The sequence below is a fragment of the Lelliottia sp. F153 genome, from assembly GCF_002870005.1.
In the GTDB taxonomy this organism is placed as follows: Bacteria; Pseudomonadota; Gammaproteobacteria; order Enterobacterales; family Enterobacteriaceae; genus Enterobacter; species Enterobacter nimipressuralis.
The window spans coordinates 288952-310904 of the sequence record NZ_PKFT01000002.1 but is presented as its reverse complement, the minus strand read 5'-3'; the positions used below and the strand labels follow the sequence as shown (position 1 = coordinate 310904).

The 21953-nt window shown below is 57.3% G+C and carries 22 protein-coding genes and 1 riboswitch; of the genes, 7 read left to right on the top strand and 15 right to left on the bottom strand.

Going from position 1 to position 21953, the window contains the following annotated elements; genetic code table 11:
• Positions 1-16 precede the first annotated feature (16 nt).
• The 8 genes from ureG to plsY form a co-directional block, all read right to left on the bottom strand.
• Positions 17-634 (bottom strand): urease accessory protein UreG, encoded by a 618-nt coding sequence (gene ureG / locus F153LOC_RS08550; RefSeq protein ID WP_102104800.1) that lies wholly within the window; start codon positions 632-634, stop codon positions 17-19.
• Between the two features lie 9 nt (positions 635-643).
• Positions 644-1318 carry an urease accessory protein UreF gene (locus F153LOC_RS08545; RefSeq protein ID WP_102104799.1) on the bottom strand — a complete coding sequence of 225 codons (675 nt, stop codon included), beginning with the start codon at positions 1316-1318 and terminating at the stop codon, positions 644-646.
• Positions 1319-1332: 14 nt separating this feature from the next.
• A complete protein-coding gene (gene ureE, locus F153LOC_RS08540) occupies positions 1333-1791 on the bottom strand; it encodes an urease accessory protein UreE (protein ID WP_102104798.1) in 459 nt (152 codons plus the stop codon).
• A gap of 9 nt (positions 1792-1800) precedes the next feature.
• Positions 1801-3504: an urease subunit alpha gene (gene ureC / locus F153LOC_RS08535; RefSeq protein WP_102104797.1), complete on the bottom strand. Its 1704-nt coding sequence runs from the start codon at positions 3502-3504 to the stop codon at positions 1801-1803.
• Positions 3497-3817 carry an urease subunit beta gene (locus tag F153LOC_RS08530; protein WP_102104796.1) on the bottom strand — a complete coding sequence of 107 codons (321 nt, stop codon included), beginning with the start codon at positions 3815-3817 and terminating at the stop codon, positions 3497-3499. Before F153LOC_RS08530 ends, ureC begins: the two co-directional genes overlap by 8 nt.
• 10 nt (positions 3818-3827) lie before the next feature.
• Positions 3828-4130, bottom strand: a complete 303-nt coding sequence (locus F153LOC_RS08525; RefSeq protein ID WP_039031754.1) for an urease subunit gamma — start codon at positions 4128-4130, stop codon at positions 3828-3830.
• Between the two features lie 9 nt (positions 4131-4139).
• The gene (locus F153LOC_RS08520; protein ID WP_102104795.1) at positions 4140-4967 is read right to left on the bottom strand and encodes an urease accessory protein UreD; all 828 of its coding nucleotides are present in this window, start codon (positions 4965-4967) and stop codon (positions 4140-4142) included.
• Between the two features lie 136 nt (positions 4968-5103).
• Positions 5104-5718 carry a glycerol-3-phosphate 1-O-acyltransferase PlsY gene (gene plsY, locus F153LOC_RS08515; protein ID WP_100778881.1) on the bottom strand — a complete coding sequence of 205 codons (615 nt, stop codon included), beginning with the start codon at positions 5716-5718 and terminating at the stop codon, positions 5104-5106.
• Positions 5719-5825: 107 nt separating this feature from the next.
• Between plsY and folB the strand changes: the two genes are divergently transcribed.
• Positions 5826-6194: a bifunctional dihydroneopterin aldolase/7,8-dihydroneopterin epimerase gene (folB, locus tag F153LOC_RS08510; RefSeq protein WP_102104794.1), complete on the top strand. Its 369-nt coding sequence runs from the start codon at positions 5826-5828 to the stop codon at positions 6192-6194.
• 105 nt (positions 6195-6299) lie between these two features.
• Positions 6300-7121 (top strand): undecaprenyl-diphosphate phosphatase, encoded by an 822-nt coding sequence (bacA, locus tag F153LOC_RS08505; RefSeq protein ID WP_100778883.1) that lies wholly within the window; start codon positions 6300-6302, stop codon positions 7119-7121.
• A gap of 14 nt (positions 7122-7135) precedes the next feature.
• On the opposite strand, the gene F153LOC_RS08500 is transcribed toward bacA, so the two are convergent.
• Entirely contained in the window at positions 7136-8377 is a 1242-nt protein-coding gene (locus F153LOC_RS08500) for a multifunctional CCA addition/repair protein (RefSeq protein ID WP_102104793.1), read from the bottom strand.
• Between the two features lie 61 nt (positions 8378-8438).
• Complete coding sequence (locus F153LOC_RS08495; protein ID WP_100780817.1) at positions 8439-9059, bottom strand: TIGR04211 family SH3 domain-containing protein; 621 nt, start codon at positions 9057-9059, stop codon at positions 8439-8441.
• Positions 9060-9288: 229 nt separating this feature from the next.
• Between F153LOC_RS08495 and F153LOC_RS08490 the strand changes: the two genes are divergently transcribed.
• From F153LOC_RS08490 to hldE, 3 genes are read left to right on the top strand one after another with little or no spacing between them, the layout of a single operon-like run.
• Entirely contained in the window at positions 9289-10590 is a 1302-nt protein-coding gene (locus F153LOC_RS08490) for an inorganic triphosphatase (RefSeq protein ID WP_102104792.1), read from the top strand.
• A gap of 20 nt (positions 10591-10610) precedes the next feature.
• Positions 10611-13466 carry a bifunctional [glutamate--ammonia ligase]-adenylyl-L-tyrosine phosphorylase/[glutamate--ammonia-ligase] adenylyltransferase gene (gene glnE / locus F153LOC_RS08485; protein ID WP_102104791.1) on the top strand — a complete coding sequence of 952 codons (2856 nt, stop codon included), beginning with the start codon at positions 10611-10613 and terminating at the stop codon, positions 13464-13466.
• Between the two features lie 40 nt (positions 13467-13506).
• A complete protein-coding gene (gene hldE, locus F153LOC_RS08480; RefSeq protein ID WP_100778887.1) occupies positions 13507-14937 on the top strand; it encodes a bifunctional D-glycero-beta-D-manno-heptose-7-phosphate kinase/D-glycero-beta-D-manno-heptose 1-phosphate adenylyltransferase HldE in 1431 nt (476 codons plus the stop codon).
• Positions 14938-15076: 139 nt separating this feature from the next.
• On the opposite strand, the gene ubiK is transcribed toward hldE, so the two are convergent.
• Positions 15077-15370 (bottom strand): ubiquinone biosynthesis accessory factor UbiK, encoded by a 294-nt coding sequence (gene ubiK, locus F153LOC_RS08475; protein WP_100778888.1) that lies wholly within the window; start codon positions 15368-15370, stop codon positions 15077-15079.
• Between the two features lie 237 nt (positions 15371-15607).
• A riboswitch (FMN riboswitch) is annotated at positions 15608-15758 on the top strand.
• Between the two features lie 105 nt (positions 15759-15863).
• Here ubiK and ribB point away from each other — a divergent pair.
• Positions 15864-16517 (top strand): 3,4-dihydroxy-2-butanone-4-phosphate synthase, encoded by a 654-nt coding sequence (gene ribB / locus F153LOC_RS08470; protein WP_095283406.1) that lies wholly within the window; start codon positions 15864-15866, stop codon positions 16515-16517.
• Positions 16518-16550: 33 nt separating this feature from the next.
• On the opposite strand, the gene zupT is transcribed toward ribB, so the two are convergent.
• Complete coding sequence (gene zupT, locus F153LOC_RS08465) at positions 16551-17324, bottom strand: zinc transporter ZupT (protein ID WP_100778889.1); 774 nt, start codon at positions 17322-17324, stop codon at positions 16551-16553.
• Between the two features lie 196 nt (positions 17325-17520).
• Here zupT and ygiD point away from each other — a divergent pair, with 196 nt between their 5' ends.
• Complete coding sequence (gene ygiD / locus F153LOC_RS08460; protein WP_102104790.1) at positions 17521-18309, top strand: 4,5-DOPA dioxygenase extradiol; 789 nt, start codon at positions 17521-17523, stop codon at positions 18307-18309.
• 90 nt (positions 18310-18399) lie between these two features.
• Here ygiD and F153LOC_RS08455 read toward each other — a convergent pair whose 3' ends face one another.
• The 3 genes from F153LOC_RS08455 to tolC form a co-directional block, all read right to left on the bottom strand.
• A complete protein-coding gene (locus tag F153LOC_RS08455; protein WP_102104789.1) occupies positions 18400-19560 on the bottom strand; it encodes a glutathionylspermidine synthase family protein in 1161 nt (386 codons plus the stop codon).
• Positions 19561-19562: 2 nt separating this feature from the next.
• Positions 19563-20228 carry a DUF1190 family protein gene (locus F153LOC_RS08450; protein WP_100778892.1) on the bottom strand — a complete coding sequence of 222 codons (666 nt, stop codon included), beginning with the start codon at positions 20226-20228 and terminating at the stop codon, positions 19563-19565.
• A gap of 159 nt (positions 20229-20387) precedes the next feature.
• Entirely contained in the window at positions 20388-21866 is a 1479-nt protein-coding gene (gene tolC / locus F153LOC_RS08440) for an outer membrane channel protein TolC (protein WP_102104788.1), read from the bottom strand.
• Positions 21867-21953: the final 87 nt, after the last annotated feature.

The window sequence follows — 21953 nt, the reverse complement described above, 5'->3', positions numbered from 1 at the left end:
TGCCTGCGAATCCCGCTTAAACCTTCAGCATCCCTTTCACTTCTAAAAAATCTATAATCTTCGCTAATCCGTCGCCTGCTTTCAGGTTGGTAAAGGTCCACGGGCGTTCACCGCGCATCCGGTTTGTGTCGCGCTCCATCACCTCAAGAGACGCCCCGACGTACGGCGCCAGATCCGTTTTATTGATCACCAGGAAATCCGATTTGGTGATCCCCGGCCCCCCTTTGCGTGGGATCTTTTCCCCTTCGGCAACGTCAATCACATAGATCGTCAGATCCGCCAGCTCCGGGCTAAAGGTGGCGCTCAGATTATCGCCGCCGCTTTCAACAAAAATCAGATCCAGATTGCCAAACTTCTCGCTCAAGGCCTCGACGGCGGCGAGATTCATGGAGGCATCCTCGCGGATCGCGGTATGCGGGCAGCCGCCAGTCTCCACGCCGACAATACGATCCGGCTCCAGCGCCCCGGCTTCCGTCAGGATGCGCTGATCCTCTTTGGTGTAGATATCGTTAGTCACAACGGCGAGCTGGTAGGTGTCGCGCATCGCTTTGCACAGGGACTCCAGCAGGGCGGTTTTACCCGACCCGACCGGGCCACCCACGCCCACGCGCAGGGGATGTTTGTATTCAGCCATAAATAATCCTCAGGATCGGAATAACCGTGAATATTGTGTTTCGTGACGCGCAGAGGCGATGGCCGAGAGCGGTGTCGCCGCCCCCAGTTCGTCATCGCTGCGCTCCCACGCCTGACCGAGCTTTGCAGCAAAATGGTCGCTCAATTCGATAATTAACTGCTGCGCGGCCTGCTGTCCGAACGGCACCAGTTTTACGCCCGCCATGACGGCGCTCTCCATCCAGCTGTAGCCAAGGCTCAACGCTAAAGACTGGACGTCAATGTCCCAGCGCACACCGAGCCACGCCATGCCGCACAGCTGGCTGCTGGAAAACAGCGGTAACCACTCGGGCGGGCAATCCGGCTCCCAGCTCTTAATCAGCCGGGTAAAGGCCGCGCCGCGATTGCGCTCTTCCTCACGCAGCTCACGCGTTTCGCGGCAGGCGAGCAGATACGCCGTCCAGCGTTTTGCGGCGGCAATGTCGTTTCCCTCACAGGCGCGGTACAGGCGGATAAACAGCGGCAGATCGACGCACAAAAAACTTCGCTCCATCTGCTGAATTTGCCACTGCCTGAACTCAGTCGCGGTGGATATCCAGCCCGCTTCCACCGCCCACTCCAGCCCCTGGGACCAGGTGAAAGAGCCGACCGGCAGACTGCTGCTGGAGAGCTGCATCAGGCGTAACTGTTGGCGGTTTTGCTCCATTCCTTCAGGGCACCTTAATGGGAATGCGCATGCGCATGACCGTGGGTTTCGCTGGCATAGGCCCCGGCTTCCGGTTCAAACGGCAGATGAGCAAAGGTCACGTCGAGATCGAACTGACGCAGCATGTCATCGAGGACGTGATCGTGGTGGTAGCGCAGCTCGCCGGGCATGATTTGCAGCGGAACGTGGCGGTTGCCGAGGTGATAACAGGCGCGCGCGAGCAGATAGGGATCGGCGCAGCGCACTACCGACACCGACTCCGGCGCGGCAATCACTTCGATCACTTCCAGACCGTCCTCGGTGGTGAGCAGATCGCCGCCTCGCAGCAGCAGCCCGCGTGGCAGCATCAGCCCCGCTTCGCGCCCGTCGTTCAGCTCCACGCGGGCGCGGCTTTTCACCCGCACATCAATCGGCAGCGTGACGCTTGCGGTGACCGGGTGCGGGTGATCAAGGCGTTGGGTTAAGTAGATCATCATCTCTCCTCAGAACAGGAAATAGCGTTGCGCCATCGGCAGGACGTCTGCCGGTTCGCTGGTTATCAGTTCACCGTCCACGCGCACCTCGTAGGTTTGCGCATCCACGGTGATATTCGGCTGCAGGCTGTTGTGGATCATGTCGGCCTTTTTCACCGTCCGGCAGCCCTTCACCACGGCGATGGCGCTTTGTAAGTTAAGTTGCTGCGGGATACCGCCGGTCGCTGCGGCCTGGGAGACAAACGTCAGCCGCGTGGCGTGGCGTGCGGCGCCCAGCGAGCCAAACATCGGGCGATAGTGCACCGGTTGCGGCGTGGGAATTGATGCGTTGATATCCCCCATCGGCGCACAGGCGATCATTCCGCCTTTAACGATGGTGGCGGGTTTAACGCCAAAAAATGCGGGTGACCAGACCACCAGATCCGCCAGTTTTCCCGCTTCAATCGAACCGACCTCGTGGGCGATCCCATGGGTCAGTGCCGGGTTAATGGTGTACTTGGCGACATAGCGTTTGACGCGGAAGTTGTCGTTCTCCCCGGACTCTTCCGCCAGCGGCCCGCGCTGCACTTTCATGCGGTGCGCCACCTGCCAGGTCCGGATAATCACTTCGCCCACGCGGCCCATTGCCTGGGAGTCTGAAGAGGTCAGCGAAAAAGCGCCGATATCGTGCAACACATCTTCGGCGGCTATGGTTTCCCGGCGGATGCGTGATTCGGCAAAAGCCACGTCCTCGGCGATATCCGGATCGAGGTGATGGCAAACCATCAGCATATCGAGATGCTCATCAATGGTGTTGACCGTGTACGGCAGCGTCGGATTGGTGGAGGAGGGCAAAATATTCGGGTGCGCGCAGGCGGTAATAATATCCGGCGCATGGCCGCCACCCGCCCCTTCGGTATGGAAGGTGTGAATGGTTCGCCCGCCAATCGCCGCCAGCGTATCTTCGACAAAGCCCCCTTCGTTCAGCGTGTCGCTGTGCAGCGCCACCTGAATGTCCATCTCTTCGGCAACCTCCAGCGAGCAGTTAATCGCCGCGGGCGTCGAGCCCCAGTCTTCGTGGATTTTCAGCCCGATAGCGCCCGCTGCAACCTGTTCGCGCAGGGCGTCAGGATTAGACGCGTTGCCTTTGCCCAGCAGGCCGATATTCACCGGCAGGGTATCGGCGGCCTGTAACATTCGCGCGATATACCACGGCCCCGGCGTACAGGTGGTGGCGTTGGTGCCTGCCGCGGGGCCGGTACCGCCGCCTATCATGGTGGTGACGCCGGAGACCAGCGCCTCTTCCGCCTGCTGCGGACAGATCCAGTGAATGTGGGTGTCGATCCCGCCGGCGGTGACAATCTTACCTTCGGCGGCGATCACTTCTGTCGCCGCGCCAATCGGGATCGTCACGCCGGGCTGGATATCCGGGTTCCCGGCTTTGCCGATGGCGAAGATCCGGCCATCTTTGACGCCGATATCCGCCTTCACGATCCCCCAGTGATCGACGATCAGCGCGTTGGTCAGCACCAGATCCACGCACGCCTGCGCCGTCATCTGCCCCTGTCCCATTCCGTCGCGGATCACTTTCCCACCACCAAATTTCACCTCTTCGCCGTAGATCGTGAGATCGTTTTCCACCTCGATCCACAGTTCGGTGTCGGCCAGCCGCACTTTATCGCCCGTGGTAGGGCCAAACATATCGGCATACGCCTGACGCGAAATCTCAGCCATTGTGGTCCTCCAGTTCGCCCATCACTTCCCCGCGAAAACCGAAAATGCGCTGCGCCCCGGCGACCTGTACCAGCGTCACTTCGCGCTTTTGCCCCGGTTCGAAGCGCACCGCAGTGCCCGCCGGAATGTTAAGGCGATAGCCTTTTGTGGATTCGCGATCGAATTTCAGCGCCGGATTCACTTCGTAAAAGTGGTAATGCGATCCCACCTGAATCGGTCGATCGCCGTGATTTTCGACGATCGTGCGCTGGGTTTTGCGCCCCACGTTAAGGGCGATCTGGCCGGGTTTAATCTGATATTCGCCTGGGATCATCGGTTTCCCCTCACAGGATCGGGTTGTGAACGGTGACGAGCTTAGAGCCGTCCGGGAAGGTGGCTTCCACCTGAATATCCGGGATCATCTCCGGCACGCCTTCCATCACCTGCGCGCGCGTCAGCACATGGCGACCCGCTTCCATCAGCTCCGCCACGGTTTGCCCGTCTCGCGCCCCTTCCATAATGAAGGCGCTGATCAGCGCGACCGATTCCGGGTAATTAAGTTTGACGCCACGTGCGAGGCGGCGCTCCGCGACCAGCGCGGCGGTGAACAGCAACAGCTTGTCTTTTTCTCTGGGAGTCAGTTCCATAGGATTCTCTTAGGTCTGCCAGATTCGGGGGGCGTGAGGCGCTTTAGCGGTAACCTGTGGTCGCAGGTATTGCCAGATGTCGCGCATCGCCTGCTGGCAAATCAGGTTGTCGTGAGAGAGAAAACGCACCGACAGCAGGCCATCGGTGAGCGTTGCTCCGGCAAAATTACCAAGCGCTGCCAGCCGTTCGCGCACGCCGTCCAGCAGAGCTTCGTTTGCCGGATAACAGAGCAGGGTGCCTGTCCACGGATGAGCCGCCACCGGCGTGAGATCGCCATCGCGCAGGTGCTGACGTTCCACGAGCAACGGTTCGTCGTCGAGCCACACCTCCAGCCGACTTTCCAGGTTGCCGTGGCTGAAGGTTTCACCGATCACCGGACGGCCCAGGCACAGCAGCTCCCACGCCAGCAGGGTACTGGAGTGATGCAGATGGAACACCGAGCGAAGCCGGGCGTCAGCGCCGGGGAAAAAAATCGTGTCCTGCGGCAGCCACTCAAGCGTCGCCTGCTCCTCAACATGAAAATGCTGATTAAGATGCGCCTGCGCGCCGCTGCTACGGTAAAACTTGCTGGCACCCGGCATGGTGATCAGCGCATGGCTGTTCGCTGCCAGCTGGACTGAAATATCGAGCGAATCGCCGCCGACAATGCCACCGGGCGGGTGCAACAGATAGAGATGACAGGTTTCGTCTTCGGGATAAAACGGACGCTGAACGGTAAGGGGGCCGATGTGTCGCGCCGAGTGCAGGACGGTTTTTTGCGGGGTGTGGCGAAACTGCAACGCAAGCGACGCCTGCCAGCCTTTATACGCGTTATCAGTCACCTGGGTTGCTAACATGCTGCATCCATCCGCTCGCCATTTTCTGCTTCAGTATGCCCTGGCAGAAATGAACCCTGTCATATGAGTCGCTTATGGATAGATGAAAAAAACCGGCTCATTTCTGAGCCGGTTTCTGGAATTCTCGTGGTCCGAACTACTGCGGATCTTTTTTCTTTCTCTTAAATCGGGTCCAGATTTTTGTTTCCTGGCGGCGCCACAGACGCTGAATGTTGTCGTGATGACGCAGGAGAATCAGGCAGGAGAGCATGGAGACCGGGAAGGTGAACTGGGGTTTAAACCACCAGACATAAAACGGGGCGATCAGCGCACTGACAATTGCGCCCAGCGACGAGTAGCCGCTCAACAATACGCTCAGCAGCCAGGTGCCTGCCATCACGCCGGTTAAATCCCAGCCGATGGGGGCGATTGCGCCAAACGCAGTGGCGACGCCTTTGCCGCCTTTAAAACCAAAGAATATCGGCCAGATGTGGCCCAGACAGGCAGCGATGGCGATAAGCCCCAGCCAGAACGGCGTGACGCCCAGCGCATAGGCGCCCCAGACGGGTAACATCCCTTTCAGAACATCAAAGATCAATACCGCTACGGCTGCTCCCTTGCCGCCAATTCGTAATACATTGGTCGCCCCTGGATTCCCGGAACCGCTGACGCGAGGGTCAGGCAATCCGGCGATGCGGCAGACCAGAATGGCGCTGGAGATTGAGCCGCAAAGGTAAGCGAGGAAGATCATTCCAGGCGCGATTGCACTCATAACGCTGTTCCGTTTTGAAAATGTATCTGTATTCTCTGCATCTGTGGATAATACGCATAATTCGCCGGAAGTGGTATCCGGTTTAGCCAAAAAGCAGGCAGGTCGTGATGGATATTGTATTTATAGAGCAACTTTCGGTAATCACCACAATTGGTGTTTACGACTGGGAACAGACCATCGAGCAGAAGCTGGTGTTCGATATCGAAATGGGCTGGGATAACCGCCTGGCCGCAAAAAGTGATGATGTTAAAGACTGCCTGAGCTATGCGGATATCAGCGAAACGGTGGTGAAGCATGTCGAAGGGCAACGTTTCGCGCTGGTGGAGCGCGTAGCGGAAGAGGTGGCTGAACTGCTGTTAAGCCGTTTCAATTCGCCGTGGGTGCGCATTAAACTCAGCAAACCGGGTGCCGTGGCGCGCGCGGCGAACGTCGGCGTGATCATTGAGCGTGGCAAAAATCTTAAAGCAAAGATTTAACGTCATAATCGCTAAACCATTTTCGGTTATACCGGTCTTAAAGCTGTCTCTTTCACGGCGTCCATTGAGGTTCGCCGTTTTTTACATTTTTAGAAGGGTTAATAGATGAGCGATGTACACTCGCTGCTGGTGGCGGCAATACTGGGTGTGGTCGAAGGATTGACGGAGTTTTTGCCCGTTTCCAGTACCGGACACATGATCATTGTCGGTCATTTGCTCGGCTTTGAAGGCGAAACGGCAAAAACGTTTGAAGTGGTCATTCAGCTGGGTTCCATTCTGGCCGTGGTGGTGATGTTCTGGCGTCGCCTGTTCGGTCTTATCGGCATTCACTTTGGCCGCCCGCCGCAGCATGAAGGCGAAGGGAAAGGGCGTCTGACGCTGATTCACATCCTGCTTGGGATGGTTCCGGCGGTGGTGCTGGGGCTGGTTTTCCACGACACGATCAAATCGCTGTTTAACCCAATTAACGTGATGTATGCGCTGGTGGTCGGCGGTGTGCTGCTGATAGCGGCGGAACTGCTGAAACCCAAAGAGCCGAAAGCGCCGGGTCTGGACGATATGACCTATCGCCAGGCGTTTATCATCGGCTGCTTCCAGTGTCTGGCGCTCTGGCCGGGCTTTTCTCGTTCAGGGGCGACCATTTCCGGCGGGATGCTGATGGGCGTGAGCCGCTATGCGGCGTCGGAGTTCTCGTTCCTGCTGGCGGTGCCAATGATGATGGGGGCTACCGCGCTGGATCTCTATAAGAGCTTCCACTTCCTGACGGTGGGTGACATTCCGATGTTCGCCGTGGGCTTTGTGACCGCGTTCCTGGTCGCGCTGGTGGCGATCAAAACCTTCCTGCAAATCATCAAACGTATCTCGTTCATCCCGTTTGCGATCTACCGCTTTATCGTCGCAGCGGCCGTTTACGTGGTCTTCTTCTAAGCCACTCACTGCCCTCAGTCTTTTGGCTGGGGGCAACGCGTTTCCTTCCAGTCCGTTACCGCCTGAATCCGCCGTTTAGTTAACTCGTCGCGGATTGCCGGGCCTTTAAATCCGGCTTCAACCACGTTTTTCGTCGGCACCGCTCTGGCGATCTCCCACGCTTCGCGCAGCAAACGTCCTTGCGGATAGTCACAGGCTTCAAAGCCGGTGCGCCCACGGACATCCGCTTCGCTGGTCAGGGCGACCTGCTCGACGCGCTGCGGTTTTCGCCACGCATCAATGCTGTCAAACAGCTTCACGATGGTGGCCGGTTTGAGGATCGGGAAGGTGTGGATCAGGTCGTGGAATTCAGCGACCAGCTTCGCCAGATCGCGGATCTCATTGGGCACGCGCAGGCGCTGGCAAATATTGTCTACCAGTTTGACGCCCGCCGGGCCGTGCCCGTGATGGCGCGGCCAGAGCGCTTTCGGCGTTAACCCTTTGCCCAGATCGTGACAGAGCGTCGCGAAACGCACATCCACGTCCGGGCTGAGCATCGCCGCCATGCTTAACGTCATCAGGGTATGAACGCCGGTATCGATTTCCGGATGCCACTTCGCCGGAGCCGGGACGCCAAACAGGGCGTCGATTTCCGGGAACAGCACCTTCAGCGCGCCACAGTCGCGGAGCACCTGGAAAAAGACCTGCGGATTGCGGGTGGTTAGGGCGTTCTCCGTCTCTTTCCAGACGCGTTCCGGCGTGAGATGTTCCAGCTCGCCCGCGTCGGTCATGGCGGTCATTAAGGCCATGGTTTCGTCGGCGATGCGGAAGCTCAAATGGGCATAACGGGCAGCGAAGCGCGCCACGCGCAGGACGCGCAGCGGATCTTCAGAGAACGCCGGGGAGACGTGGCGTAAAATTCGGTTGTGCAGATCGTTCTGGCCGCCGTAGGCGTCGACGATATGACCGTCGTCGTCCTGTGCCAGGGCGTTAATCGTCAGATCGCGGCGCAGCAGATCCTGCTCGAGCGTAACGTCCTGCGCGGCGTAGCAGGTAAAACCGGTGTAACCAAAACCGGCTTTGCGCTCCGTGCGTGCCAGGGCGTACTCTTCGCGGCTTTTAGGGTGAAGAAACACAGGAAAATCGCGGCCTACCTGCTGGTAGCCCGCGTTAAGCATCTCTTCTGGCGTGGCGCCCACCACGACCCAGTCTTTATCTTTGACCGGCAGACCTAACAACGCATCACGAACCGCACCACCGACCAGATAAATCTTCACGCCGTAAACTCCCCAATTCTCTTTTCACCTGATAATACGTAAGTATGGTGAATAAGACGAATTAGTTCATCCAGCGATCTTTACGCTTACGGCTTGGGATCAGATGTGGCAGAACCAGACCGAGTACCAGACCTACGCCCAGCACGCCGCCGCCATACATAAACCACTGCATGATGATGGTGCGCTGTTTGTCATCGAGCTGCAGATTGGCGGCGCTCACTTTTTTCTGCGCCACAATCAGCTCGTTTTTAAGCTTCTGGTTCTCTTCTTTCAGGCCGTTGATCACGCTGTCACTCTGGGCCACTTTCTGCTGCATTTCAGCCGTGCGCTGGTTCCAGGTGGTGTCGATATTGGTCAGCTTATCGGTCAGGGTTTTCACCTGATTTTCCAGATCCGGCACGCGGGTGCGCAGGCTCGGCACGGTGCTCAGCTCTTTCAGCGGGATCCACGACGTACGGCCGGTACTGTCGCGCACCTGACCGTAATTACTGTCCTGATTTGTCTGTAACAGAACCACTTCCTCGCCGGCATTCACCGTACCCACGAGGCGATAATTATCTCCAGGGCCGCTACGTACCCAGGTGTTCAATTCGTCGGAAACGTAACGTTTCTCTTCAGCGTGGACCGCAGTCGCGGCGCTGAAAGCAAGTAAAGTCAGTCCAATCAGGCGTAATTTAAGCATCATTAGTCGTTATTTTCATAAAAAGTGGAACGATAGTAGTGGCAACAGTGTCTCCACGCAAAGCATTCGTCAGCAATCGGAATCATCTGTGTCACGGCTTCAGACTTTTACACCCCTCAAATTGCTCATTGCGTGGCAATTTGGCGCAAAATACTATGTACTGACAAACAAATGGCGAGGAAGTTCGCCTTCATTGACGCGGCTGTGACGCAACCGAAAGTACAGGGCTATGGCACAAGAGATCGAATTAAAATTTATCGTCGAAACGGGCAGCGTTGATGCGCTGCGTAACCATCTGAATCAGCTGACCAGCGAGCACCACGAGCCGGTGCAACTCCTCAATATCTATTACGAAACGGCGGATAACTGGCTGCGTCGTCACGATATGGGGCTGCGCATCCGTGGTGCGAACGGGCGCTATGAAATGACGATGAAAATTGCCGGGCGTGTGGTGGGCGGTTTGCATCAGCGTCCTGAATACAATATCGACATTGAAAAGCCAGAACTTGAGCTGAATCGTCTTCCGGCGGAAGTCTGGCCGAACGGTGAACTGCCGGACGGGCTGTCAGCGCAGGTTCAGCCACTGTTCAGCACCGATTTCTGGCGTGAAAAGTGGCTGGTGAACGAAGGCAAAAGCCGCATCGAAATTGCCCTCGATCGGGGCGAAGTGAAAGCGGGCGAGTTCCAGGAACCGATTTGCGAGCTGGAGCTTGAACTGCTGGAAGGCAGCGCTGACGACGTGCTCAAACTGGCACGTAAGCTGGTGGGCCAGTCGGGGCTGCGTCAGGGCAGCCTGAGCAAGGCCGCGCGCGGCTACCATCTGGCGGCGGGAAATGCGCCGCGTCAGGTGAAAGCTACCACCATCCTGCACGTGGCACCCAAATCCAGCGTGGAGCAGGGCCTGGAAGCCTCGCTGGAGCTGGCCCTGAGCCAGTGGCAGTACCACGAGGAGCTGTGGATACGCGGCGTGAGCGACGCGAAAAAACATGTGATTGCGGCGATGGGCCTGGTACGCAGCACCCTGACGCTGTTTGGCGGCGTCGTACCGCGTAAAGCGAGCACTCACTTACGTGATTTTTTGACCCAGACCGAAACGCTGATGGCCACTGATGTCTCTGCCGAAACGGCGGTCTACAGCCCGCAAACCGCGGCCGCCAAACTGGCGTTAACGGAATTCCTGGTGACGCGCGGCTGGCAGCGTTTTCTGGATGATAAAACCCAGAAGAAAATCGCCGAGTCGTTTAAGCGTTTTGCGGATACCCATTTGTCCCGCAGCAACTCCGAGCTGAAAACCATTTTTGACCGCCCGCTGGGCGATCAGTACAGCGATCAGCTGGTACGTCTGAACCGTGATATCGACAGCGTTCTGCTGCTATCGGGAAGTTACGATGGGCCGAAAGCGCAGGCGTGGCTGGAGAACTGGCAGGGGCTTCGCCATGCCATTGAGACGCGCCAGCGTATTGAAATTGAACATTTCCGTAACGAGGCTATTTCGCAAGAGCCGTTCTGGCTGCACAGCGGAAAACGTTAACTCAGGCAAGGAACCCCATGATGCCGCTTTCTTCACAGCTTCAGCAGCACTGGCAGACGGTTTGTGCGCGTCTGCCGGAGTCATTACCCGCCGCCTCACTGAGTGAGCAGGCGCAGCAAGTGCTTACTTTTAGTGATTTTGTGCAGGAGAGCATCACCGCGAATCCTGACTGGCTGGCTGAACTGGAAGCGGCACCGCCGCAGGCCGACGAATGGCAGCACTACGCTCAGTGGCTGAGCGACGCGCTGGCAGAGGTGGCAGACGAGCCGACGCTGATGCGCGTTTTACGCCAGTTCCGCCGTCGCGTGATGGTGCGTATCGCCTGGGCGCAGTCGCTGGCGCTGGTGAGCGAAGAGAGCACTCTGCAGCAGTTGAGCTGTCTGGCGGAAACGCTGATTGTCGCCGCGCGCGACTGGCTCTACGACGCCTGCTGCAAAGAGTGGGGCACGCCGTGCAGTGAAGAGGGCACGCCGCAGCCGCTGATGATTTTAGGCATGGGGAAACTGGGCGGCGGTGAGCTGAATTTCTCGTCGGATATCGACCTGATCTTCGCCTGGCCGGAAAAGGGCGCGACCCGTGGGGGCCGCCGCGAACTGGATAACGCGCAGTTCTTCACCCGTCTCGGCCAGCGGCTGATCAAAGCCCTGGATCAGCCAACCCAGGACGGTTTCGTCTATCGCGTGGATATGCGCCTGCGCCCGTTCGGTGATAGCGGCCCGCTGGTGCTGAGCTTTGCCGCGCTGGAAGATTATTACCAGGAGCAGGGGCGCGACTGGGAGCGCTACGCGATGGTCAAAGCACGGATCATGGGCGACAAAGACGACATCTACGCCAGTGAATTGCGCGCCATGCTGCGCCCGTTCGTGTTCCGCCGCTATATCGATTTCAGCGTCATTCAGTCCCTGCGTAATATGAAAGGGATGATTGCCCGCGAGGTGCGCCGCCGGGGTCTGAAAGACAATATCAAGCTCGGCGCGGGCGGTATCCGTGAAATCGAATTTATCGTGCAGGTGTTCCAGCTGATTCGCGGTGGGCGTGAGCCTTCCCTGCAGTCCCGCTCGCTGCTGCCGACGCTGAAGGCCATCGAACAGCTGCATCTGCTGCCGGAGGGGGACGCGCAGACTCTGCACGATGCCTATCTTTATCTGCGTCGCCTCGAAAACCTGCTGCAAAGCATCAATGACGAACAGACCCAGACGCTGCCGGGCGACGATCTGAACCGCGCGCGGCTGGCCTGGGGCATGCGCGTTGACGACTGGCAGGGGCTGACGGAGACGCTGGACGCCCATATGGCGGGCGTTCGACGCATCTTTAACGATTTGATTGGCGATGACGAGAGCGAATCGCCGGACGATACGCTGTCCGAACACTGGCGCGAGCTGTGGCAGGATGCGCTGCAGGAAGATGACACCACGCCGGTATTGGCCCATTTGAGCGACGACGACCGCCATCGTGTGGTGGCGCTGATCGCCGATTTCCGCATGGAGATGAACAAGCGCGCCATCGGCCCGCGCGGGCGACAGGTGCTCGACCACCTGATGCCGCACCTGCTGAGCAACGTCTGCTCGCGGGCGGATGCGCCGATCCCGTTGTCGCGCCTGACGCCGCTGCTCACCGGCATCATCACCCGCACGACCTATCTTGAGCTGCTGAGTGAATTCCCCGGTGCGCTCAAACATTTAATTTCACTCTGCGCCGCATCGCCGATGGTGGCGAGCAAACTGGCGCGCTACCCGCTGCTGCTGGATGAGCTGCTTGACCCTAACACCCTCTATCAACCGACAGCGATGGATGCGTATCGCGACGAACTGCGTCAGTATCTGCTGCGCGTGCCGGAAGAGGACGAAGAGCAACAGCTCGAAGCGCTGCGTCAGTTTAAACAGGCCCAGATGCTGCGCGTGGCGGCGGCCGATATCGCGGGCACCCTGCCGGTGATGAAAGTCAGCGACCATTTAACCTGGCTGGCGGAAGCGATCATCGACGCGGTAGTCCAGCAGGCCTGGAGCCAAATGGTCGTGCGCTACGGTCAGCCAAAACATCTGGCGGATCGCGAAGGACGGGGTTTTGCCGTGGTCGGCTACGGCAAACTGGGCGGCTGGGAGCTGGGCTACAGCTCCGATCTGGATCTGATTTTCCTGCACGATTGCCCGGTGGATGTCATGACCGATGGCGATCGCGAAATCGACGGGCGTCAGTTTTACCTGCGTCTGGCGCAGCGCATTATGCACCTCTTCAGCACCCGCACCTCCTCCGGGATTTTGTACGAAGTGGATGCGCGCCTGCGCCCGTCTGGCGCGGCGGGGATGCTGGTCACGTCTACCGAGTCGTTTGCGGATTATCAGCAAAACGAAGCCTGGACGTGGGAACATCAGGCGCTGGTGCGTGCCCGCGTGGTTTATGGCGATCCGCAACTGAAAACGCAGTTCGACGCCATTCGCCGTGATGTGCTTACCGCAACGCGTGAGGGCGAAACCCTGCAAACCGAAGTACGGGAGATGCGCGAGAAGATGCGCGCCCATCTCGGTAACAAGCATCGCGATCGCTTTGATATCAAAGCCGATGAGGGCGGGATCACCGATATCGAGTTTATTACGCAGTATCTGGTGCTTCGTCATGCGCACGACAAGCCGAAGCTGACGCGCTGGTCTGATAACGTGCGCATTCTGGAACTGCTGGCGCAAAACGACATTATGGATGAGCAAGAAGCGCAGGCGTTGACCCACGCCTACACCACGCTTCGCGATGAATTGCATCATCTGGCGTTACAGGAACAGCCGGGCCATGTGGCGGCGGAATGTTTCAGCATTGAGCGAGAACGCGTTCGAACCAGCTGGCAGAAGTGGCTGGTGGAACCGTGCGTAACAAAACAAGTGTGATATTATCGCGCGCAAATTGTGAATCTTTCTGGAGTCAGGAATGAAAGTAACACTGCCAGAGTTTGAACGTGCTGGAGTTATGGTTGTCGGTGATGTGATGCTGGACCGCTACTGGTACGGGCCGACAAGCCGCATCTCCCCGGAAGCACCGGTCCCGGTCGTGAAAGTCGATACCATTGAAGAGCGCCCCGGCGGCGCGGCAAACGTGGCGATGAATATTGCTTCTCTCGGCGCGCATTCGCGTCTGGTAGGGCTAACCGGTATTGACGATGCGGCACGCGCGCTCAGCAAAACGCTGGCCGACGTGAATGTGAAGTGTGATTTCGTTTCTGTGCCAACGCATCCAACCATCACCAAACTGCGCGTGCTGTCCCGCAACCAGCAACTGATCCGCCTCGACTTTGAAGAAGGTTTTGAAGGTGTTGATCCTGAGCCGCTGCACGAACGTATCGCGCAGGCACTGGGCAATATCGGCGCCCTGGTGCTGTCTGACTACGCTAAAGGTGCGCTCGCCAGCGTACAGCAGATGATTCAGCTGGCGCGTAAAGCGGGTGTGCCGGTGCTGATCGACCCGAAAGGGACCGATTTTGAACGCTATCGCGGCGCGACGCTGCTGACGCCTAACCTATCCGAATTTGAAGCGGTGGCGGGCAAATGCAAAAACGAAGAAGAGATCGTGGAGCGCGGGATGAAAATCATCGCCGATTTCGACTTCTCCGCTCTGCTGGTGACCCGCTCTGAGCAGGGTATGACGCTGCTGCAGCCGGGCAAAGCGCCGCTGCATATGCCGACGCAGGCGCAGGAAGTGTACGACGTGACCGGTGCAGGCGATACGGTGATTGGCGTGCTGGCGGCGACGCTGGCGGCGGGCAATTCACTGGAAGAGGCTTGCTACTTTGCCAACGCGGCGGCAGGCGTCGTGGTCGGTAAACTGGGGACGTCTACCGTTTCGCCGATCGAGCTGGAAAATGCGGTACGCGGACGTGCGGATACCGGTTTTGGCGTGATGAGCGAAGACGAACTGAAAACTGCGGTGGCTGCGGCGCGCAAGCGCGGCGAGAAAGTGGTCATGACCAACGGCGTCTTCGACATTCTGCACGCCGGCCACGTTTCGTATCTGGCGAATGCGCGTAAGCTTGGCGATCGTCTGATTGTCGCGGTGAACAGCGATGCGTCTACCAAACGTCTGAAGGGCGAAACGCGTCCGGTGAACCCACTGGAGCAGCGCATGATTGTGCTCGGCGCGCTGGAAGCGGTCGACTGGGTGGTCTCTTTTGAAGAAGACACGCCACAGCGTCTGATTGCTGGCATTCTGCCGGATCTGCTGGTGAAGGGCGGCGACTATAAGCCGGAGCAGATTGCGGGGAGTGAAGAGGTCTGGGCCAACGGCGGCGAAGTGATGGTGCTCAATTTTGAGGACGGGTGTTCCACCACCAACATCATTAAGAAGATCCAGAAAGACAGCCAGTAAAATGGGATTGGTGCGGGCTGATGCCCTCACTTAACCTTCTCCACAGTGAGAGGGCGCAAATACAAAAAACGGCAACTGAGGTTGCCGTTTTGTTTTCCGATTTGCAGGCCGGGTAAGGCGCAGGCGCCACCCGGCTTTTTTATGCTTCGTCGACGGGCGGAATCGCCGGTGCCGGTTTCACTTCTGCGGGCTGGCTGCGGTTTTCCAGCTCGGTCAGGCGTTGCTCCAGCAGCGCCAGCTTTTCACGGGTGCGCAGCAGCACTTGCGTCTGCACGTCGAACTCTTCACGGCTCACCAGATCAAGACGCGTCAGCTGCGACTGCAGCACCTGGCGGATTTTCTTCTCGACGTCATCGCCAAACTCACGAATACCTTTCGGCATAGATTCATGAACCTGACGGGCAATTTGTTCAATTTTTTTCGGGTCAATCATGGTCGTTTCCCTTGATCAGAAGGTGTTAGCGAACATTGTAGCGCGTTACCCGCGATCTTTTGCACAAAATCATTTGCGATGCGGTAAGCGTGAAATCCACCCAAAGTCACATTAACGATGTGAACGGGGGTTGAGGGGGCCGTCGACGCAGAGGCAATTTGGATGATGAAATGCAAATCCAGAATTGTTTGATGCTTATGCATTGCCCAGCATAATCAATAGCGTTATAGTTATCTCGCTTATTCTCAGGGCGGGGCGAAATTCCCCACCGGCGGTAAATCAGCCTTGCGCTGAAAGCCCGCGAGCGCTTTGGGTGAAAACTCAAAGGTCAGCAGATCCGGTGTAATTCCGGAGCCGACGGTTAGAGTCCGGATGGGAGAGAGTAACGATCAAGCCGGGCAAGGCCCGCTCACGTTATTTTTTTACCGCTTACGCGGTGCTCCTAAGACTGCCCTGATTCTGGTAACCATAATTTTAATGAGGTTTTTTTACCATGAATCAGACGCTACTTTCCGCTTTTGGCACCTCTACTGACCGTGTAGAGCTTGCTCTTACCGCACTCCGTGAACATCGCGGTGTGATGGTTCTCGATGATGAAGACCGTGAAAACGAAGGCGATATGATTTTCGCCGCTGAAACCATGACCGTTGAACAGATGGCGCTGACCATTCGTCACGGCAGTGGCATCGTGTGTCTTTGTTTGACCGACGAACGTCGTAAACAGCTCGATCTGCCGATGATGGTCGAAAACAACACCAGCGCATTCGGTACCGGTTTTACCGTCACCATCGAAGCCGCGCACGGTGTGACCACCGGCGTTTCTGCTGCTGACCGCCTGACGACCGTGCGTGCCGCCACCGCGGATAATGCTAAGCCATCAGACCTGAACCGTCCTGGCCACGTTTTCCCACTGCGCGCGCAGCCGGGCGGCGTGTTGACGCGCGGCGGCCACACTGAAGCGACCATCGATCTGGTGACGCTGGCAGGCTTTAAATCTGCGGGTGTGCTGTGTGAACTGACCAACGATGACGGCACCATGGCGCGTGCGCCGGAGTGCATCGAGTTTGCGAAGAAACACAATATGGCTGTGGTGACCATCGAAGATCTGGTGGCCTACCGCCAGGCGCATGAACGTAAAGCCAGCTAAATAAAAAACGCCGGGTTATCCCGGCGTTTTTTTTTATCCAATTCCTGCTGTTTGCAGCAGTACCAGACTTAATCCCATCACCGACATTCCACATAGCACGCCGTAGCTGGGATTATTGTTAGGGTCGATCTCTTTCGCCAGCGGCATCAGTTCGTCTACGGACAGCGCGACCATAATCCCCGCCACCGCAGCCATAATTGCGGCCATTACCACCGGGGAGATCATGCTGCCCAGAATCAGCCACGCCAGCACGCCGCCTAATATCTCCGCCAGACCCGAAATCCCGGCCCAAAAAACCGCCGTGCGTTTTGAGCCTGTCGCAGCGTAAACCGGGCCAGCGACGGCCAGTCCTTCAGGAATATTGTGCAACGCCACCGCCAGCGCAATCCCAAAGCCCAGCTCAAGGTTATTGCTCGCCGTCACGTAGGTGGCGACACCTTCAGGGAAGTTGTGCAGACTGATGCCGAGGGTGAGCAAAATGGCCGTGCGTTTGATGTTGCCATGCGACGGTTTGACGCTTTTCTGCATCAGATCCTGCGGATGCGCATGGGGTAACATCCGGTCGAGACCGAAATACCCCAGCAGGCCCACGACAAACATGCCGTAGCCGAGAACCGGCGACATCCCTTCGGTGCCGAGTGCCGCAGGCAGCATCTCCATCAGGGAGATCAGCAGCATAATCCCGGCGGCAAAGCCGAGAGAAAACGCCAGCACGCGGTTCGAAGGCTTTTGTCCGAGCACGCCAAGAATGGCACCGATGAAGGTGGCGGCACCCGCAAGTATCGTCAGAATCAAGGGTACTGACATTCAATGCTCCTTGTGATAATGATTCTCATTAATGTTAATGACTAATCTGCTGCAAAGCGAGAGGGCATTCCCGGCTTTACATATTTCTTACATTCAAATTTTCTGAAGATCTTCATCACGCTTATCTGAGTTCTTGTTGTGCAGATAGCGGGTAATGTAGTGACATTAAATAAACACCCTATGTAAGGATATCACCATGACTTCTTCTCGTATGCCAGCACTGTTTTTGGGCCACGGTAGTCCGATGAACGTTCTGGAAGATAACGTCTATACGCGTGCCTGGCGTCACCTGGGCGAGACGTTGCCGCGTCCGAAGGCCATCGTGGTGATCTCTGCACACTGGTTTACGCGCGGCACCGGCGTCACGGCCATGGAAGCACCGAAAACCATTCATGATTTTGGCGGCTTCCCGCAGGCGCTGTATGACACCCATTACCCTGCACCGGGTTCGCCAGCGCTGGCACAACAGCTGGTGGAGTTGCTGGCGCCTGTTCCGGTGACGCTGGATAAAGAGGCCTGGGGCTTCGACCATGGCTCCTGGGGCGTGCTGATCAAAATGTATCCGGATGCCGATATCCCCATGGTGCAGCTGAGCATCGACAGCACCAAACCGGCGGCGTGGCACCTTGAAATCGGGCGCAAGCTGGCAAAACTGCGCGATGAAGGCATCATGCTGGTGGCGAGCGGTAACGTGGTGCACAACCTGCGCACGGCCCGCTGGCACGGCGAAAACACGCCATACCCATGGGCCACGTCGTTCAATGATTTTGTAAAAGCCAATCTCACCTGGCAAGGACCTGCGGAAGAACATCCGCTGGTGAACTATCTGGATCACGAGGGCGGTTCGCTCTCTAATCCAACGGCGGAGCACTTCCTGCCGCTGCTGTACGTGCTGGGCGCGTGGGACGGCAGCGAACCGGTGACCGTGCCGGTGGAGGGCATCGAGATGGGCAGTTTGAGTATGCTGTCGGTGCAAATTGGCTAACGAAAAGCCCGGTAGCGCTGCGCTTACCGGGCTTCAGGTTCGTGCGATTTTGCAGGCCGGGTAAGGCGAAGCCACTACCCGGCAAATCCATCACTCCACAAAAATATGCGGATAGAAGCGCGACAGATCCTGGGTGATCAACGCGCGATCTTCGCGAATCCCAATCCCCGCAGGCTGATCGTTGATAAGCCAGCTGCCAATCAGCACATAGCTGTCGCCAAATTTCGGCAGCGGATAGAACTCCTGCACGATCATTCCTTCTTCGCCGTACGGGCCTTCCGCCGCTTCGAGGGTTTTACCGTTTTCAATAATGGAAACGTTCGCCCCTTCGCGGGAGAAGATCGGCTTAATGACGTATTTATCCATCGGCGGATAATCATCTTCGGCGAAATACGCCGGCAGCAGGTTAGGGTGGTTCGGGAACATCTCCCACAGCATCGGCAGCAGCGCTTTGTTAGAGATAATGCTCTTCCAGGCCGGTTCCAGCCAGCGCACGCCCGCGTCTTCCAGCTTGGTGGAGAACACTTCGCGCAGCATGTATTCCCACGGATAGAGCTTGAACAGATTGCTAATCACCTGGTCCTGCGTATCCGTAAACTGGCCGCGCTCGCCTAAACCGATATCTTCGATATACAGGAACTCAGTGGCCACTTCCGCTTCGGCTGCGCAGTCCTGCAGATATTGCACGGTCCCGCGATCTTCAACGGTATCGCGACAGCAGGCCAGATGCAGATAATTAAATCCGTGCTGCTCGCGCAGTTCAGCGAAGCGCTCGATCAATTTTTCCTGCAAGGAGTTGAACTGATCGCTGCCTTCCGGCAGATTGCCCGCCGCCGCCTGATCTTCAAGCCAGATCCACTGGAAGAACGCTGCTTCGTACAGCGAGGTTGGCGTATCGGCGTTATTTTCCAGCAGCTTAGGATCGCTTACGCCGTCCCACGCCAGATCGAGGCGTGAATAGAGCGAAGGCTGGTGGGTCTGCCAGGCGTGACGTACAAAACCCCAGGTATGCTTTGGAATGCGGAATTTGGTCATCAGCTCATCGCTGGCAACCACCTTTTCCACCACCTTGAGGCACATCTGGTGCAGTTCGGCAGTCACCTCTTCCAGTTTTTCGACTTGGGCGAGGGTGAGCTTGTAATAGGCATCTTCACACCAGTACGGTTCGCCGTACATGGTGTGGAAGTTGAAACCATATTCGGTGGCTTTTTCGCGCCAGTCCGGGCGCTCGACAATACTGACTCGTTCCATTATCAGCCGCCCATTGAGCGCGTGGTGGAACCTGTCGCGCTACGCTGCATGGTCGCTTGTTTCGCCACGGAGTCGCCAAAGCCACCGCGCGTCACGGTGCTGGTGGTCGCAGGTTTTGGCGCCATCGCGGTTTTCGGAACCGTCATCGAACGGCCTGGCGTCGCTGCGCCGTAGTTTTTGCCGCTCGCATCGGTGTATTTACCGTAGGCCGGGCTGGATGGATTTTTGGAGCTGAACAGCGGCTGCTGCTGGAAGCCCATTCCACCGCCCATCATGCGGCCCATCATGTAGCCTGCCATCAGCGGCATCCAGAAGCTGCCGCTGGACTGGGCCTGCGCCTGGTTTTCAGGTGCCATGCCAGCCTGAGCCGGTGCCTGCTGGCACTGACCTTCACCGAACTCGGCGATACAGTCTTCACGGGTGGCGTATTTCGGCGCAGTACGTTCTGCTTCTTTCAGAGCATTATTATAGGCAGTGGTACATTCCGCGCTTTTACCGGTGGCTGACGAGCAGTCATCGGCATTCTGATACATCGAGACTGTTTCATCGGATTGCTCACAGCCTGCCAGCATAAATACGGCGGTGAACGCCAGGGCGACAGGGGTGAGATGGCGTGCGTTCCAGTTTTTGCGGAACGAAGCGTGATTGATCGTTTTTGTCCGTTTCATTTTGTCTTCCAGGACCCAGTGGTAGAACGAAGTAAATAAGGCTCAGGATAGAGGATGAGTGGTCGAAAATGAAGCGCAGAGGGGGATTCGGGGGGATCTTTACGTTGGCTTACGTTCAAATGTGACCCTCTCCCGAAAGGGAGAGGGATTATTCAACAATTAGTTACGGAACGGGTTGTTTCCGGTGCTATTTGTTGTGGTGGTCCGCGCCGCGGCTGGCTCAGCGGCAGGGGCGGTGCTGTTGGCATTGTAGCCATCAGCGCTGGCGTCCTGCTGCGGGTTTTCCGGGGCAACGCTTTCAGGCGTTGTTGAAACCGGTTTACCCAGCGTGCTGTTCAGCATTTGCAGATCCTGCTCGTTCAGCGTACCCAGCGCGGATTTAATATTCAGCTGGTTAATCAGGTAATTATAACGAGCGCTGGAGAGCTGTTGCTTCGCGTTATACAGCGTAGTGGTTGCATCCAGCACATCAACGATAGTACGTGTACCGACGGAGTAACCTGCTTCCATCGCATCCAGGGAGCTTTGCGCAGACACAACGGCCTGTTTGTAAGCGTTGATGCTGCTGATGGAGGCGTTCACGTTGTTAAAGGAAGAACGAACGGTCTGAACCACATTGCGGTGCGCGCTTTCAAGCTGCTCGCTTGCGCCAACAAAGTTGTACTGTGCCTGTTTCACCTGAGAGTTCACCATGCCGCCCTGGTACAGAGGCAAAGAGAAGTTCAGGCCGATTTTATTCTGTCCCTGGTTGCTGTCATCGAATTGGGTGGTGTTGGTTTTTGAGCCACTGTAGGTAGTATCAGAAACACCCGTCGATGCGGTCAGCCCCACGGTTGGCAGATGACCATCCTGCGCCTGGCGGATTTGCTCGCGCGCCAGATCTTGGCTCAGACGAGCCTGCAGCAGCGCCAGGTTACGGTTTTCAGCTTCTTTCAGCAGGGCGTTAACCGCCTGCGGTTTGTCAGTCTTGAAGTTATCAACGTTCAGAGACGCCAGCTCTGGGTAGTAATTGCCGGTCACCTGACGCAGAGATTCGAGTGCGTTGTCGAGGTTGTTACGGGCAGTTACTTCGTTCGCCAGCACGCTGTCGTACTGCGAACGGGCGTTCTGCACGTCAGTGATGGCGACCAGGCCCACGTTGAAACGCTGGGTGGTTTGGTCCAACTGACGGTAAATCGCCTGTTTCTGCGCTTCGGTGTAGGAGAGCGAGTCGATCGCGCTCAGTACGTTGAAGTAAGCGGTAGCGGTGTTCAGGATCAGCGTTTGCTGATCGGTCTGATAGGTTACGTCCTGAATACCGGCGCTCTTTTCCTGCAAGGAGAGGGCACGCCATTTGGACATATCAAACAAGGTCTGCGTTAATTGCAGTGAGGCGCTGGTGACATTGGAGTTCACACCGTTGCTGTCACGGAATCCATTGCTGTAGGTATAATCTGCACCTAAACCCAATTGCGGCAGCAGCGGGCTACGTGCTTCATTAATCTTTTCGAACGCAGCATCACGGTCGGCGGCTGACTTACGCAGCTCAGGGTTACCCAGACGTGCTTGCTGATAAACCTGTAACAGGTTTTCTGCCTGGCTCATCGCGCTGAAGCCCGTCAGGCTCAGGCCGATAAGGATGGGGAGCAATTTCTTCATTTGCATTCCTTGTTGTGAAGCAGTATTAGCGCTGATCTAATTAAAAATAATTGCCGATTCTAACAGAATCATCCACGCCAAAAGGTT

Excerpts from the sequence above, each read along its gene's own strand:
- ureG (WP_102104800.1), bottom strand. The coding sequence starts at position 634 with ATGGCTGAATACAAACATCCCCTGCGCGTGGGCGTGGGTGGCCCGGTC.
- F153LOC_RS08545 (WP_102104799.1), bottom strand. The coding sequence starts at position 1,318 with ATGGAGCAAAACCGCCAACAGTTACGCCTGATGCAGCTCTCCAGCAGC.
- ureE (WP_102104798.1), bottom strand. The coding sequence starts at position 1,791 with ATGATCTACTTAACCCAACGCCTTGATCACCCGCACCCGGTCACCGCA.
- ureC (WP_102104797.1), bottom strand. The coding sequence starts at position 3,504 with ATGGCTGAGATTTCGCGTCAGGCGTATGCCGATATGTTTGGCCCTACC.
- F153LOC_RS08530 (WP_102104796.1), bottom strand. The coding sequence starts at position 3,817 with ATGATCCCAGGCGAATATCAGATTAAACCCGGCCAGATCGCCCTTAAC.
- F153LOC_RS08525 (WP_039031754.1), bottom strand. The coding sequence starts at position 4,130 with ATGGAACTGACTCCCAGAGAAAAAGACAAGCTGTTGCTGTTCACCGCC.
- F153LOC_RS08520 (WP_102104795.1), bottom strand. The coding sequence starts at position 4,967 with ATGTTAGCAACCCAGGTGACTGATAACGCGTATAAAGGCTGGCAGGCG.
- plsY (WP_100778881.1), bottom strand. The coding sequence starts at position 5,718 with ATGAGTGCAATCGCGCCTGGAATGATCTTCCTCGCTTACCTTTGCGGC.
- folB (WP_102104794.1), top strand. The coding sequence starts at position 5,826 with ATGGATATTGTATTTATAGAGCAACTTTCGGTAATCACCACAATTGGT.
- bacA (WP_100778883.1), top strand. The coding sequence starts at position 6,300 with ATGAGCGATGTACACTCGCTGCTGGTGGCGGCAATACTGGGTGTGGTC.
- F153LOC_RS08495 (WP_100780817.1), bottom strand. The coding sequence starts at position 9,059 with ATGCTTAAATTACGCCTGATTGGACTGACTTTACTTGCTTTCAGCGCC.
- F153LOC_RS08490 (WP_102104792.1), top strand. The coding sequence starts at position 9,289 with ATGGCACAAGAGATCGAATTAAAATTTATCGTCGAAACGGGCAGCGTT.
- glnE (WP_102104791.1), top strand. The coding sequence starts at position 10,611 with ATGCCGCTTTCTTCACAGCTTCAGCAGCACTGGCAGACGGTTTGTGCG.
- hldE (WP_100778887.1), top strand. The coding sequence starts at position 13,507 with ATGAAAGTAACACTGCCAGAGTTTGAACGTGCTGGAGTTATGGTTGTC.
- ubiK (WP_100778888.1), bottom strand. The coding sequence starts at position 15,370 with ATGATTGACCCGAAAAAAATTGAACAAATTGCCCGTCAGGTTCATGAA.
- ribB (WP_095283406.1), top strand. The coding sequence starts at position 15,864 with ATGAATCAGACGCTACTTTCCGCTTTTGGCACCTCTACTGACCGTGTA.
- zupT (WP_100778889.1), bottom strand. The coding sequence starts at position 17,324 with ATGTCAGTACCCTTGATTCTGACGATACTTGCGGGTGCCGCCACCTTC.
- ygiD (WP_102104790.1), top strand. The coding sequence starts at position 17,521 with ATGACTTCTTCTCGTATGCCAGCACTGTTTTTGGGCCACGGTAGTCCG.
- F153LOC_RS08455 (WP_102104789.1), bottom strand. The coding sequence starts at position 19,560 with ATGGAACGAGTCAGTATTGTCGAGCGCCCGGACTGGCGCGAAAAAGCC.
- F153LOC_RS08450 (WP_100778892.1), bottom strand. The coding sequence starts at position 20,228 with ATGAAACGGACAAAAACGATCAATCACGCTTCGTTCCGCAAAAACTGG.
- tolC (WP_102104788.1), bottom strand. The coding sequence starts at position 21,866 with ATGAAGAAATTGCTCCCCATCCTTATCGGCCTGAGCCTGACGGGCTTC.